The organism is Actinocorallia aurantiaca (assembly GCF_039533685.1).
GTDB lineage: Bacteria > Actinomycetota > Actinomycetes > Streptosporangiales > Streptosporangiaceae > Actinocorallia > Actinocorallia aurantiaca.
This window is the reverse complement of the sequence record NZ_BAAATZ010000033.1, coordinates 89,293-101,187: the sequence shown is the minus strand read 5'-3', so window position 1 is coordinate 101,187 and position 11,895 is coordinate 89,293. Positions and strand designations below refer to the sequence as shown.

Annotated in this window: 14 protein-coding genes and 1 tRNA gene; 8 read left to right on the top strand and 7 right to left on the bottom strand. The window is 72.9% G+C overall.

Translation table 11 applies throughout. The features are described 5' to 3' along the window. Positions 1-882: GTP-binding protein (locus tag ABD327_RS32440; RefSeq protein ID WP_344456423.1), on the bottom strand; the 882-nt coding region annotated here is incomplete at its 3' end. A gap of 71 nt (positions 883-953) precedes the next feature. Between ABD327_RS32440 and rpmG the strand changes: the two genes are divergently transcribed. The 5 genes from rpmG to rpmF are packed head-to-tail and all read left to right on the top strand — an operon-like array spanning position 954 to position 2,079. Further along, a complete protein-coding gene (rpmG, locus tag ABD327_RS32435) occupies positions 954-1,118 on the top strand; it encodes a 50S ribosomal protein L33 (RefSeq protein WP_344456420.1) in 165 nt (54 codons plus the stop codon). Continuing rightward, on the top strand, positions 1,118-1,366 hold the full coding sequence (locus tag ABD327_RS32430) for a type B 50S ribosomal protein L31 (RefSeq protein ID WP_344456418.1): 249 nt from the start codon (positions 1,118-1,120) through the stop codon (positions 1,364-1,366). Before rpmG ends, ABD327_RS32430 begins: the two co-directional genes overlap by 1 nt. Further along, on the top strand, positions 1,363-1,599 hold the full coding sequence (rpmB, locus tag ABD327_RS32425) for a 50S ribosomal protein L28 (protein WP_344456416.1): 237 nt from the start codon (positions 1,363-1,365) through the stop codon (positions 1,597-1,599). The genes ABD327_RS32430 and rpmB overlap by 4 nt, the downstream gene beginning before the upstream one ends. Continuing rightward, a complete protein-coding gene (gene rpsN / locus ABD327_RS32420; RefSeq protein WP_344456414.1) occupies positions 1,599-1,904 on the top strand; it encodes a 30S ribosomal protein S14 in 306 nt (101 codons plus the stop codon). The genes rpmB and rpsN overlap by 1 nt, the downstream gene beginning before the upstream one ends. Positions 1,905-1,914: 10 nt before the next feature. After that, a complete protein-coding gene (gene rpmF / locus ABD327_RS32415; protein WP_344456412.1) occupies positions 1,915-2,079 on the top strand; it encodes a 50S ribosomal protein L32 in 165 nt (54 codons plus the stop codon). Positions 2,080-2,300: 221 nt separating this feature from the next. Here rpmF and ABD327_RS32410 read toward each other — a convergent pair whose 3' ends face one another. Genes ABD327_RS32410 through ABD327_RS32395 form a run of 4 tightly spaced genes read right to left on the bottom strand, consistent with a single transcriptional unit; the run spans position 2,301 to position 6,080 of the window. Further along, complete coding sequence (locus ABD327_RS32410) at positions 2,301-3,128, bottom strand: ABC transporter ATP-binding protein (RefSeq protein ID WP_344456410.1); 828 nt, start codon at positions 3,126-3,128, stop codon at positions 2,301-2,303. Further along, on the bottom strand, positions 3,125-4,108 hold the full coding sequence (locus ABD327_RS32405; protein ID WP_344456408.1) for an iron chelate uptake ABC transporter family permease subunit: 984 nt from the start codon (positions 4,106-4,108) through the stop codon (positions 3,125-3,127). Before ABD327_RS32405 ends, ABD327_RS32410 begins: the two co-directional genes overlap by 4 nt. Next, a complete protein-coding gene (locus ABD327_RS32400) occupies positions 4,105-5,112 on the bottom strand; it encodes an iron chelate uptake ABC transporter family permease subunit (protein WP_344456406.1) in 1,008 nt (335 codons plus the stop codon). Before ABD327_RS32400 ends, ABD327_RS32405 begins: the two co-directional genes overlap by 4 nt. Then, on the bottom strand, positions 5,109-6,080 hold the full coding sequence (locus tag ABD327_RS32395; RefSeq protein ID WP_344456403.1) for an ABC transporter substrate-binding protein: 972 nt from the start codon (positions 6,078-6,080) through the stop codon (positions 5,109-5,111). Before ABD327_RS32395 ends, ABD327_RS32400 begins: the two co-directional genes overlap by 4 nt. A gap of 199 nt (positions 6,081-6,279) precedes the next feature. Here ABD327_RS32395 and ABD327_RS32390 point away from each other — a divergent pair, with 199 nt between their 5' ends. Together ABD327_RS32390 and ABD327_RS32385 are read left to right on the top strand one after the other, a co-directional pair. After that, positions 6,280-7,980, top strand: a complete 1,701-nt coding sequence (locus ABD327_RS32390) for an ABC transporter ATP-binding protein/permease (RefSeq protein ID WP_344456401.1) — start codon at positions 6,280-6,282, stop codon at positions 7,978-7,980. Next, a complete protein-coding gene (locus tag ABD327_RS32385; protein WP_344456399.1) occupies positions 7,977-9,764 on the top strand; it encodes an ABC transporter ATP-binding protein in 1,788 nt (595 codons plus the stop codon). The genes ABD327_RS32390 and ABD327_RS32385 overlap by 4 nt, the downstream gene beginning before the upstream one ends. 83 nt (positions 9,765-9,847) lie before the next feature. On the opposite strand, the gene ABD327_RS32380 is transcribed toward ABD327_RS32385, so the two are convergent. Continuing rightward, positions 9,848-10,513 (bottom strand): TetR/AcrR family transcriptional regulator, encoded by a 666-nt coding sequence (locus ABD327_RS32380; RefSeq protein ID WP_344456397.1) that lies wholly within the window; start codon positions 10,511-10,513, stop codon positions 9,848-9,850. A 100-nt stretch (positions 10,514-10,613) separates the two neighbouring features. Between ABD327_RS32380 and ABD327_RS32375 the strand changes: the two genes are divergently transcribed. Beyond that, positions 10,614-11,528: an SDR family NAD(P)-dependent oxidoreductase gene (locus ABD327_RS32375; RefSeq protein WP_344456395.1), complete on the top strand. Its 915-nt coding sequence runs from the start codon at positions 10,614-10,616 to the stop codon at positions 11,526-11,528. Positions 11,529-11,562: 34 nt separating this feature from the next. On the opposite strand, the gene ABD327_RS32370 is transcribed toward ABD327_RS32375, so the two are convergent. After that, positions 11,563-11,626 (bottom strand) — tRNA-Asn (locus tag ABD327_RS32370). Between the last annotated feature and the right edge of the window lie 269 nt (positions 11,627-11,895).

Sequence of the window (11,895 nt, the reverse complement as noted above, 5' to 3'; positions counted from 1 at the left end):
CCCGGCGGCGGCATCCCAGGCGATCATGCGGTCGGGGCGGTTGGCCAGCCAGAACCGGCCGCGGCTGCGCACGGTCTCGGCGGCCAGGGCGTCGGCCGCGTCGAAGAACCGGCCGGGGTGCAGTGGGCGGCGCTCGCGCCACACGACGGTGTCGACTCCGCCGGTGCGGGTCTCGCACGGCAGGACGGCGGTGGCCGGGTCGACGCGGGCGGCCAGTTCTGCGGGACGCAAGGCGGGGCCGGCCACCGCGGGCAGGGGGTCGGCGGTGACGCTCAGCGGCGTGGTCGGCGTGAGATGGCCGAGGATCTCCCGGCACAGGTCCAGGTCCTCGGCGGGGACCCCGGGCAATGGGGCGGGCATGAGCTCGGGCAGGACCAGGGCGGTGGCGTACTCGATCTGGCGGGCCAGGACCTCGGCCAGGTAGCGCCCGTCGTTGGCCGCGCCCGCCTTGCCCGTCTCGCGCAGCAGGTCGCCGCGGCACAGGTCGGCCGGCAGGTGCTCGGCGTCCAGCGCGGTCAGGACGGCGGTCAGGCGCAGCCGGTCTCCGGTCTCCGCGTGGTCCAGAGCCTCGGCGACCGTGCGCGGCTCCACGCAGTCCCACAGGTCCGCCACCAGCAGCGGCGCGGCCGCCGAGCGCCGCAGCAGTTCGGGCAGCAGGTCCTCGCGCACGGTGCAGGAGACGCAGCCGTGCGCGAGCCGCAGTTCGGCCCGTTCCAGGACGCCGTACGCGTCACGGACCGTCCGCGTGACCCGGCCGTCGGAGATCCCGCGCAGGTCGTGGTGGATCGCCTCGGCGCCGGGGTTCTCGCGCAGCAGGCGGTCGACGAGCGCGGCGCGGGCGGGACCGTGCAGCCCGGCCACCAGCACGACGGGTACGGACATGACAGCACCTCACTTGCAATGATAATCGTTTTCATTATCATTGCACATCCGCCCAGCAGAGAGGACGGACCATGGCCCGCAACGAGCTGCGTCCGCTGATCAAACTGCGGTCGACCGCCGGCACCGGACACACCTACGTGACCCGCAAGAACCGCCGGAACAACCCCGACCGCCTGACCCTGCGCAAGTACGACCCGATTGTGCGCAAGCACGTGCTCTACCGAGAGGGCCGCTAGTGAAACCCGGCATCCATCCCGAGTACCGGCCGGTGGTGTTCCGCGACGCCTCCGCCGGCTTCGCCTTCCTGACGCGCTCGACCGCCACCAGCGGCAAGACGGTCGAGTGGGAGGACGGCAACACCTATCCCGTCATCGACGTGGACGTGTCGTCGGCGAGCCACCCCTTCTACACCGGCCGCACCCGCAACCTGGACACCGCCGGACGCGTCGAACGCTTCCGGCAGCGCTACGGGACCCGCTCGTGAGCGCGCGCTGCCAGCTGACCGGCGTCCAGCCGGCCTTCGGCAAGAAGGTCTCCCACTCCCACCGGCGGACCTCCCGCCGGTTCGATCCCAACATCCAGACCAAGCGGTACTTCCTGCCCAGCGAGGGCCGCACGGTCAGGCTGAAGTTGTCGGCCCGCGGCATCAAGACCGTCGACAAGATCGGCATCGAGGCGGCCGTGCGGCGCATCCGCGCCCGAGGAGAGAAGGTCTGATGGCCAAGAAGAGCAAGATCGCCGCCGACGAACGCCGCAGGCGCGTCGTCGCCCGCCACGCCGCCCAGCGCGCGGAGCTGAAACGCATCGTCTCCAGCCCGCACGCCTCCCTGGAGGCCAAGGCCGCCGCCGTCCGCGAGCTGAGCAGGCAGCCGCGGGACGCCAGCGCCACCCGGGTGCGCAACCGCGACGCCGTCGACGGCCGCCCCCGCGGGCACCTGCGCCGCTTCGGTCTCTCCCGCGTCCGCTTCCGGGAGATGGCCCACCACGGCGAACTCCCCGGCGTCACCAAGTCGAGCTGGTAAGGAGCCCGCCATGGCAGTCCCCAAACGCAAGAAGTCGCGTTCCAACACCCGCACCCGCCGCGCCCAGTGGAAGGCGTCCCGTCCCGACCTCGTCGAGACCGTGGTCGACGGGCGGACCGTGCAGGTCCCCCGCCGCCTGGTCCGCGCCTACCAGCGCGGACTCCTTTTCTTCTGAGAACGGCGTCGCCCCGCCCCTTCCGAGTGCCGAAGGGGCGGGGCGACCCATGTCGAGACCGCTCCGGGCGGGGAACGGTCCGCCGTTCGGGCGCACGGCGGCGCCCGATGCCCCGGCCGTTGCGGAGGAAGCCGTGCGGTACGTCCGGATGCCTCCAATTGGGGGGCTTTTGCGGGGAAGGCCGGCACGGGGGAGGGCCACCCGGCTGAGCCCGACCGCTTTCATCCACGGGACGGCGCGGAACTCCGGTTTTCGGCCGGGCCGGTCGGGAGGGGGGCGTCGGGGATGCAGCGGGGATGGTGGTGGATCTCGTCGATGACGACCCTTCCGGCGACTCCGAAGACCTCGCTCAGCAGGTCCGGGGTGAGCACGGCGGACGGGGGGCCGTCGGCGTGGACCGCGCCCCGGTGGAGGGCGACGATGCGGTCGGTGAAGCGCGCGGCGTGGTCGAGCTCGTGGAGGACGGTGACGACGGTCAGCCCGCGGGCGGCGCGCAGTTCCCGGACGAGTTCGAGGACCTCGAGCCGGTGCCGGATGTCGAGGTGCGCGGTGGGCTCGTCGAGGAAGAGGATGTCGGCCTCCTGGGCGAGCGCGAGGGCGAGGCGGGCGCGCTGCCTCTCGCCGCCGGACAGGGTGTCGAGGACGCGCTCGGCGAGACCGGTGAGGCCGGTGAGGGCGAGGGCCTCTTCGGTGGCCGGGTCGTGTCCGGGGGTGCGGAGCATGCCGAGGGGGCCCTGGCCGGGGTAGCGGCCCTGGTGGACGAGCTGCCGGACGGTGAGGCCGGGCACCGGGGGGAGCGCCTGGTGCATGACGGCGATACGGCGGGCGATCTGCCTGCGGGACATCCGGGCCAGGGGGCGCCCGTCGAGCTCGACGGTGCCGGATCCGGGGGGCAGGACTCCGGAGAGCAGCCGGAGGAGCGTGCTCTTCCCGCTGCCGTTGACCCCGACCAGCGCGACCGACTCGCCTTTCTCGACGGTCAGGTCGATTCCGGCGAGGAGGGGGCGGCCGCCGTGTCCGAAGCTCAGGCCGAGGGTTCTCAGGCTCACGGGTTCTTCTCCCTGTAGACGATGGCGACGAGGACGGCGGCTCCGGCCAGCGCGGTGATGACGCCGGCCGGCAGGCCGAGGCGGTGGCCGAGCTCGGTGCCGGCGATGAGGCGGGTGAGGACCTGGGCGGAGGCGTCCGCTCCGACGAGGGCCACGGCTCCGAGCAGCGCGGCCGCGGGCACGTGGCCGCCGGGTCCACCGGTGAGGCGTCGTGCGGCGTGCGGGACGACCAGCCCGACGAAGGCGATGGCTCCGGCGAGGCTCGCCGCGCACGCGATGAGGGCGACGGCGATGCCGAGGACCGCCAGGCGGGCGCGCCGCGGCGCCAGCCCGAGGGAGGCGGCGTGCTGGTCGCCGCCCTGCAGGATGGTGGTGACGGCGGTCGCCGCCCACGCGACGCAGAGCCACAGGGGGATCCACCAGACGGCGATGACCAGGTGGTCCCAGACCCGGCCCTCGACGGATCCGACGAGCCAGCGCAGGACGTTGCCGAACCGGCCGGGCTGGTAGGCGAGCAGCAGTGTGACGAGCCCGCCCATGAGCGCCGATCCGAGCAGGCCCGCGATGACCGCGCGGCCTGGACCGCCGCCCGCGGAGAGCAGCCAGGTCACCGCCCCGCCCAGGACGCCGCCGAGGAGCGCGGCGCCCAGCCCGCCGAGCGCGGAGTCCGGGGAGACCAGCCCGAAGGTGGTGGCGGCGAGCACGCCCAGGACCGCTCCGGGGTTGACGGCGGTGAGCTCGGGGGCGGCCAGCTGGTTGCGCAGCGAGGTCTGGAGGAGGTGCCCGGCGACACCGAGCGCCGCGCCCGCGAGCGCCGCGGTGACGAGCCGGGGGAGTCCGAGCTCCCACAGGATCCGCTCGTCCAGCGTCGCCGGGCGGCCGTCGGCGACGGCGAGGAGGTCGCCGGGCTCGGCGCCCCCGGCGCTCAGATGCAGGAGGGCGGTCAGCACCACGAGAAGGGGGACGAACACTCTGGTCACCGGGCGCCTCCGCGCAGGAGGGCGGCTCCGGCGAGGACGCCGACGAGTACGGTCCAGGCGCCGAGCGGCGTCTCGACGGGGGCGAGGGCCAGCCGGGCCACCTGGTCGGCGGCCGTGGTGATCACCGCGCCGAGGACGGCGGTCCAGAGCATCCAGGTGCGGGCGTCGCCGTCCGGCCGTACCCTGCGGGCCAGGAGCGGCGCGACGAACCCGACCCAGGCGATCGGGCCGCAGGGCCCGGTGACCGCGCCGACCAGGAGCGCGGCGACGGCCAGGACCCCGGTGCGCGCGGTACCGACGCCGACGCCGAGGGAGGTCGCCGCCTCGTCCCCGAGGCGGAGCAGCCCGAGCGCGGGGAGCGTCAGCAGGACGAGGGGGACGGCCAGCGCGAACCACGGCAGCGTCCGGGAGACCTGGTCCCACAGGATGCCGTTGAGGCTGCCGACGAGGTAGCGGAAGAGCAGGTCGTACTGGAGCCGGTCGGCCGTCGCCATGATCGCGAAAAGGAGCGACTGGACGGCCGCGGTGACGGCGGATCCGATGAGCAGGACCCCGCCCGCGGTGCGGGCCGCGCGGGCGGCGGCGAGGGTGAGCGCCCCGCCGGCGGCGGCGCCCGCGAGCCCGACGAGCGGGTGGAGCGCGGGGGAGACGGGCAGAGCCCAGACGACGCAGGCGGCGACGGCGACGGCCGCGCCGGAGGAGACGCCGAGGAGTTCGGGGACGGCGAGCGGGTTGCGCAACGCCTCCTGGAGCAGCAGCCCGGCCACGGCGACGGCGGCGCCGCCCAGCAGCCCGAGCAGGAGCCGGGGCAGGCGCAGTTCCCAGAGCACCACGTACTCCAGGGAGGCGTGATCGCTCAGGACGGCCGGGATCCGCTGCGGCGCGATCACCGGGGTGCCCAGGCACAGGCCGGACAGGACCAGCAGCACCAGTGCGGCGGCCGGAAGGACGAGATGGAGCGGGGGCACGGCTCGGCCGTGCCCCCTGACGAGCGAGGAGGTCACCCGGTGGCCTTGGCCAGGGCTTCTTCGAGGATGATGCCGAACGCGCGGGTACCGCGGCCGGACGCCCACAACGCGGGCTGAACCTCGTAGACCTTGCCCGCGGCGACCGCCGGGATGCGCTTCCAGACGGGGTTGTCGCGGTAGGTCTCGGTGACGGGCTTGGAGCCGCCGAACGAGAACGACTGCACGAAGAGCACCTGCGGCGCCTTTGCCAGAATCTCCTCGAGGCTGTAGGCCTGCGCGGTCTCGAACCCGCCGCCCTTGCCGGGCCACGGGTAGTCGAAGTACTGCGACAGGAAGTTCCCGAGCACGTCCTCGGTGGTGTTGACGCCGATGGAACCGCCGCCGTACATGGCCAGGACGGTCTTGTCCTTCAGCCCGGAGGCCTCGGCCTCGGAGGCCCCGTCGGAGAGCTTGGCACGAAAGACGTTCTCGGCCTTCGCCTGCTGCTCGCCGCGGCCGGTCAGGGCGGCGACGTTGCGGAGGTAGCCGATGGACTCCTCGTAGGACTTCACCCGGACGTTCCACAGCGGCGCGAACTTCTCCACCGCGGGGGCCAGGCCCTCGTGCACGTCGGCCAGGCCGATCACGAGGTCGGGCTTCGCCTTGGCGATGGCGGTGACGTCCTCGCCGCCGAAGCTGCCGGGGATGACGGGCACGTCCGCCCCGGCGGGGCCGAGGTAGTCGGGCCGGGTCAGCAGTTCGGGAGTGGTCGTGCCGACGGGGGTCAGGCCGAGTTCGACGAGTATGTCGTCGCAGATCCCGGTCAGGCAGACGATCCGCTCCGGCGCCTTCTTCAGTGTGAGGGTCTCACCAGTGGGGTCGGTGACGGTCAGGGACGCGGCCACCGGAGTGGCGGAGGCGGCCGGGGTCGCGGGCGCGGAGGCGGCCGGCGTCTTCGCCTCAGAACCGCCGCACCCGCTGACGGCGAGCGCGAGGAGCGCGGTCGCGGCGAGCAGTCTTCTCATCAGCGGCCCGCCTTGCCGGTGCGGGCGGCCGTGCCGCGATAAAGCGCCGTGAAGCGCATCAGGCCTCCAGAAAAGTGATCATGTCGGTTCATGGATTCGATAATGACTATCATTATCATTATCTGCGTACCAAGGCGGGGTTGCGAAGAACGTGCAGCTTCGCCGCGTCCGTCACGCCTCCCGAGGCCGAGGAGCCACATTGATCGTCCACAGGCGCCTGCTGCAGCTCTCCGGAGCCGTCAGGGCCCCCATGGCCGCCTGCGCCGGGCTGGGCCTCGCGGTCTCGGCCGCCCACGTCGGGCAGGCCCTCCTGCTCGCGGGCGCGCTGGCCGCGCTGGCCCGCGGCGACCACGACACCACCGTCACGCTTCTGGCCTGGGCGTTCGCCGTGATCGCGGGCCGGGCCGCGCTCCTGTGGGTGCGCGAGACCGCCACAGTCCGGGCGGGCGCCCTCATCCGGGCCCGGCTGCGCGACCGCCTCATCGAACGGCTCGGGCTGCTCGGCCCCGCCCACCTCACCGAGGCCCGCACCGGCTCGGTGCAGACCACCGTCGTGGACGGCGTCGAGGGCCTGGACGCCTACTTCAGCCGCTACCTGCCCCAGGTCGTCGTCACGTTCTGCGTTCCCGTAGCGCTCGTCGGCTGGCTGTTCACGGTGAACGCGGCGGCCGCGACGGTCCTCGCCGCGGCCGTCATCGGCGTGCTCGTGATCCCGCGGCTGTGGGACGTGACGCTGCTGCGCCGAGGCCGGACCCGCTGGACGGCCTTCGCCGACCTGGCCTCCGACTACCTTGAGGCCGTGCAGGGCGTCGCGACCCTGCGCGCGTTCGGCGCCTCCGGCCGTCTCGGGGCCGGACTCGCCGCCCGCGCGCACGACCTGTACACCACCACGATGCGGCAGCTCAGGGTGTCGCTGATCGAGACGGGGGTCAGCGCCTTCCTCGTCCAGGCGGGCACCGTCGCCGCCGTCCTCGTCGCCGTCTCGGCCACCTCCCCCGACGCCTGGTCGGTGTTCGCCGTCCTCATGACCACCACCGAGTGCTTCCGCCCGGTCCGGCAGCTGTCGGAGTACTGGCACGCCGGCTACCTCGGCATCACCGCCGTCGGCGGGCTCGAGGACCTGCTGTCGGCCGAGCCCGCCGTCACCGACACCGGCACGAGGACCACGTTCCCGGACCGTCCCGAGATCGTGTTCGACCGCGTCACGTTCACCTACCCGGGCGCGTCCGCCGAAGCCGTGCACGAAGTGACGCTCACCATCCGGGCGGGGGAGACCGTCGCGCTCATCGGACCGTCGGGAGCAGGCAAGAGCACCGTCGCCGCGCTCCTCCAACGGCACTACGACCCCGGCTCCGGGAACATCACGATCGACGGCTCCCTGCTCGCCGACTTCACCCTGAGCGGCCTGCGTGCCGGGATCGCCGTGGTCGCCCAGGACACCTACCTCTTCCACGGAACGATCGCGGACAACCTGCGGCTGGCCCGCCCCGACGCGTCCGACGCCGACCTCGAGCGGGCCGCGCGGGACGCCGACGCGCACGGCTTCATCAGCGGCCTCCCCGACGGGTACGCCACGGTCCTCGGCGAACGCGGCACGACCCTCTCGGGCGGGCAGCGCCAGCGCGTCGCCATCGCCCGAGCCCTGCTCGTCGACGCACCCGTCCTCCTCCTGGACGAGGCGACCTCGCATGTCGACGTCCACGGCGAACGGGCACTGGCCCGCCTCAAGAAGGGCCGCACCTGCCTGCTGATCGCCCACCGGCTCTCGACCGTCCGGGATGCCGACCGCATCGTCGTCCTCGAACAGGGACGGATCACCGAGACCGGTGACCACGACGCCCTCACCACCGCCGGCGGCTCCTACCACCGGCTCCTCGCGCTTCAGGAGACCCGCGCATGACCGCGTCCCCCATGCGGTGGCTGGCCCGCACGGTCGGCGAGCACCGCCGCGCCTTCGCCTCCACCCTCGTCTCGCACCTGCTCGGCCAGCTCGCCGCCCTCGGCATCGCCGTCACCGCGGCCTGGCTCGTCGGCCACGCCGTCGCGGGGCGGACGACGCCCCTGGACGCGTTCGCCGGAATCCTCGCCGGGCTCGTCCTCGTCGCCACCCTGGCGACCTGGTGGGAGACGTACGTCGCCCACGACCTGGCCTACCTGCTGCTCGCCCGGCTCCGCGGCGAGGTCTACGACGCCATCGCCCGCATCAGCCCGTCCCGCCGGCTCGGCAGGCGCAGCGGCGACCTGTCCGCGACCGTGCTCTCCGACGTCGAAACCCTCGAGTGGCTCTTCGCGCACACCCTCGCCCAGTCCCTCACCGCCGGCACCGTCCTCACCCTCGGCACCGCGCTCGCCGTGCTCCTCGACCCCCGGCTCCTGGTCGTGTCGCTGCCCGTCACCGTGTGCGTCCTGACCCTCCCGCTGTGGTCGCGCCGGATGTCGCGGCGGCACGGCGAGGAGCTTCGCGAGGCCACCGCGGAGCTGGCCGCCGACGTCATCGACACCGTGCAGGGGATGCGGGAGCTCACCGCGTTCGGAGCCCTGGAACGTCGGCGGGCGATGCTCGCCGAACGCACCCGGCGGCTGGCTCGCGTCCAGGCCGCCAACGCCGGGCGCGGCGGCCTGGAAGCCGCCCTCCTGGATCTGCTCGTCGCCGCCGCGGCGGCCGGGACCCTCCTGGTCGTGGCCACGCTCGTCCGCTCCGGCGACCTGCCGCTCGCGCACGGTCCCGTCGCCATGGTCCTCGCTGCCGGCTCCCTGGGACCCGCCGTCCAGGTCGCCCTGCTGCTCAAGGAGTACGGAACGCTCCGCGCGGCGGCGGGCAGGGTCCACGGCCTCGTCACCGCGCCGGCCGAGGTGTCTCCGCCCTCCGACGGCCCCGCGCCCGCTCCGGCTCCGGACGTGGTCTTCGAGGACGTGCACTTCCGGTACTCCGCCGACGGGCCGGAGGTCCTGCGCGGCGTCTCGTTCACGATCCCGCACGGCAAGACCGTCGCCCTGGTCGGCCGATCGGGCGCAGGCAAGACCACCTGCGTCTCCCTGCTGCTGCGCTACTGGGATCCCGACCGCGGGCGCATCCTCCTCGGCGGCACGCCCCTAGACCAGATCGCCGACCTTTCCTCCCACGTCACCGTCGTCCCCCAAGACGTCCACCTCTTCGCGGGAACGATCGGCGACAACGTCCGCCTCGGCGCACCGTCCGCCGACCCCGCACCCGCCCTGGCCCGCGCCCAGCTGACCCTGGACCCGGACACCATGGCCGGCGAACGCGGCGTCATGCTCTCCGGAGGCCAGCGCGCCCGCGTCGCCATCGCCCGCGCCCTGGCCGTCGACGCCCCCGTCCTCATCCTCGACGAGGCCATCGCGAACCTGGACCCCGAGAACGAGGCCCGGCTCGCCGACGCCCTCGAAGTCGCCGCCCGCGACCGCGCCACCCTGGTGATCGCCCACCGCCTCTCCACCATCCGCCGGGCCGACCACATCGTCGTCCTGCACGACGGCCGCGTCGCCGAGCAGGGAGCCTTCGAGGACCTCATCGCCGATTCCGAAGGCCATCTGTCCCGCCTCTTCCGGCTCCGTTCACCGGAAGTCTCTGACGAACCCGGTTCAGAGCGCTGGTTAGACCAGGCGAAGCAGGCACTCTGTCGGATTCGGTATCCCGGAGACCGGCCAGCTGGCCAGCACTGATGCGATGGCGTGCACCTGGTTGCACGAGCCCTACCGGCACCCCTATGCGCAGGGCCGTTTTCCCTCACGGCAAACGGAAAGGCTCAGGCGCGCGGCAGCACGCCCAGGAGCGTCGCGGTGATGGAGGCCTGCAGAGCGTCGCGCAGCTCCATGTGGAGCACGCCGAGGGCGGGCTCGTCCGCGTAGGCGGCGAGGAGGCTGGGCGGAGGCGGGACGTAGGACGACAGGGCACCCGCCGAGACCAGGCTCATCAGGCAGAACAGCTGCGCGCCGTCGCCGAGCTCCGGCAGGTGACGGCGCATGAGCTCGACCATGGTCGCGAGCCTGGTGAGGGAGGAGCGTTTGTGGCGTTTGACGACCTCGACCGAGACGTTGCGCTCAAGGACGCCGCCCTGCGCGCCGAAGAGATCGCACAGCACCACCCGCTCCGCCAGCGACCGGCTGAGGATCTCGGCCAGCTGACCCGCCCGCACTTCCGGCGCCGCCTGCGCCTCGACGCCTGCGGCCAGCTCCTCCGCCAGCTCGGCGAGCCAGCTTCCCAGGAAGTCGTCCAGCAGTTCGAGCAGCACCGCCTCGCGCGACTCGAAGTAGCGCAGGACGTTCGACTTGGCCAGGCCCACCCGTCGGCTGAGCTCGTTGAGGCTCACCTCGGCCACGGGCATCTCGTCGAGCATCGCCGCCGCCGTGTCCAGGATCGCCCGGCGGCGGATCTCCCGCTGCTCCTCGCTGCGCGCCCGCTGAAATGCCACGCCCTCACTTTAGCTAAAGACCACCGGTCCCTTGACAGAAGACCGGCGGTCTTTTACGTTGGTCCTCATAACAGACCGATGGTTTTTTAAGGAGTGCGCCATGAGCGTCAACTGGACCGAGCAGTACATCCCCGACCAGCACGGCCGGGTGGTGATCGTGACCGGAGCCAACACCGGTCTGGGCTTCGAGACCGCCCGGATGCTCGCCGCACGCGGGGCGGCGGTGGTCCTGGCCGTCCGCGACGTCGAGAAGGGCAGGCGGGCGGCCGCCCGCATCACCGGCGACGTCGCCGTCCAGGCCCTCGACCTGACCTCCCTGGACTCGATCCGGTCCGCGGCGGCCGACCTGCGCGCCGCCCACCCGCGCATCGACCTCCTCATCAACAACGCCGGCGTGATGTACACCCCGAAGCAGACCACCGCCGACGGCTTCGAGCTGCAGTTCGGCACCAACCACCTCGGCCACTTCGCCCTCACCGGCCTGCTACTGGACCGGCTCCTGCCCGTCCCCGGCTCCCGCATCGTCACGGTCAGCAGCACCGGCCACCGCATCCGGGCCGCCATCCACTTCGATGACCTGCAGTGGGAACGCTCCTACAGCCGTGCCGCCGCCTACGGCCAGTCCAAACTCGCCAACCTGATGTTCACCTACGAACTGCAGCGCCGGCTCGCACCGCACGGCACCACCATCGCGGTCGCCGCCCACCCCGGCGTGTCCAACACCGAGCTCACCCGCAACACCCCCGCCGCGATCCGCCTGCCCGTCACCTGGCTCGCACCACTGCTCACCCAGAAGCCCGAGATGGGCGCCCTGCCCACCCTGCGCGCCGCCACCGATCCGACCGTCGTCGGCGGCCAGTACTACGGCCCCGGCGGCCTCGGCGAGATCCGTGGCTACCCGAAGCCGGTCACCTCCAGCCCCGACTCCCACGACCAAGCCGTCCAGCAGCGCCTGTGGACCGTCTCCGAGGAACTCACCGGCGTGACGTTCCCCCTCATCCAGGCCGTACGGTGACCCGCGTCCAGGGGGCGACTCCACAGAGTCGAGGTCGTAACCGGATTCGAACCGGGACCTGGACGGTTAACAGCCGTCTACCCTGCCAATTGGGCGACATCGGATGGGAGCAGGGACAGGCCGCCCGGCGTAGCAGGCGGACGGTCATGGCACTGCGGGCGCAGGCGTGGTGAGGCCGTCGTCGTACTGGTAGGTCCGGCCGGGCTGGCCGAAGGGCCGTGGGGCGGGTTCTGTCATCGCGTCCAGGCCTGTCTGAGGGCTCGGATCTCAGCGGGGCTGCTCTCCCGGGCGATGAAGGGAATCCCCAGCGCGTAGCGCATGCGGTCGCGGGGGATCCGGCGGTGCACTTCAGCGACGTCCTCGAACT

Excerpts from the sequence above, each read along its gene's own strand:
- ABD327_RS32375 (WP_344456395.1), top strand. The coding sequence starts at position 10,614 with ATGAGCGTCAACTGGACCGAGCAGTACATCCCCGACCAGCACGGCCGG.
- rpmG (WP_344456420.1), top strand. The coding sequence starts at position 954 with ATGGCCCGCAACGAGCTGCGTCCGCTGATCAAACTGCGGTCGACCGCC.
- rpmF (WP_344456412.1), top strand. The coding sequence starts at position 1,915 with ATGGCAGTCCCCAAACGCAAGAAGTCGCGTTCCAACACCCGCACCCGC.
- ABD327_RS32385 (WP_344456399.1), top strand. The coding sequence starts at position 7,977 with ATGACCGCGTCCCCCATGCGGTGGCTGGCCCGCACGGTCGGCGAGCAC.
- rpsN (WP_344456414.1), top strand. The coding sequence starts at position 1,599 with ATGGCCAAGAAGAGCAAGATCGCCGCCGACGAACGCCGCAGGCGCGTC.
- ABD327_RS32395 (WP_344456403.1), bottom strand. The coding sequence starts at position 6,080 with ATGAGAAGACTGCTCGCCGCGACCGCGCTCCTCGCGCTCGCCGTCAGC.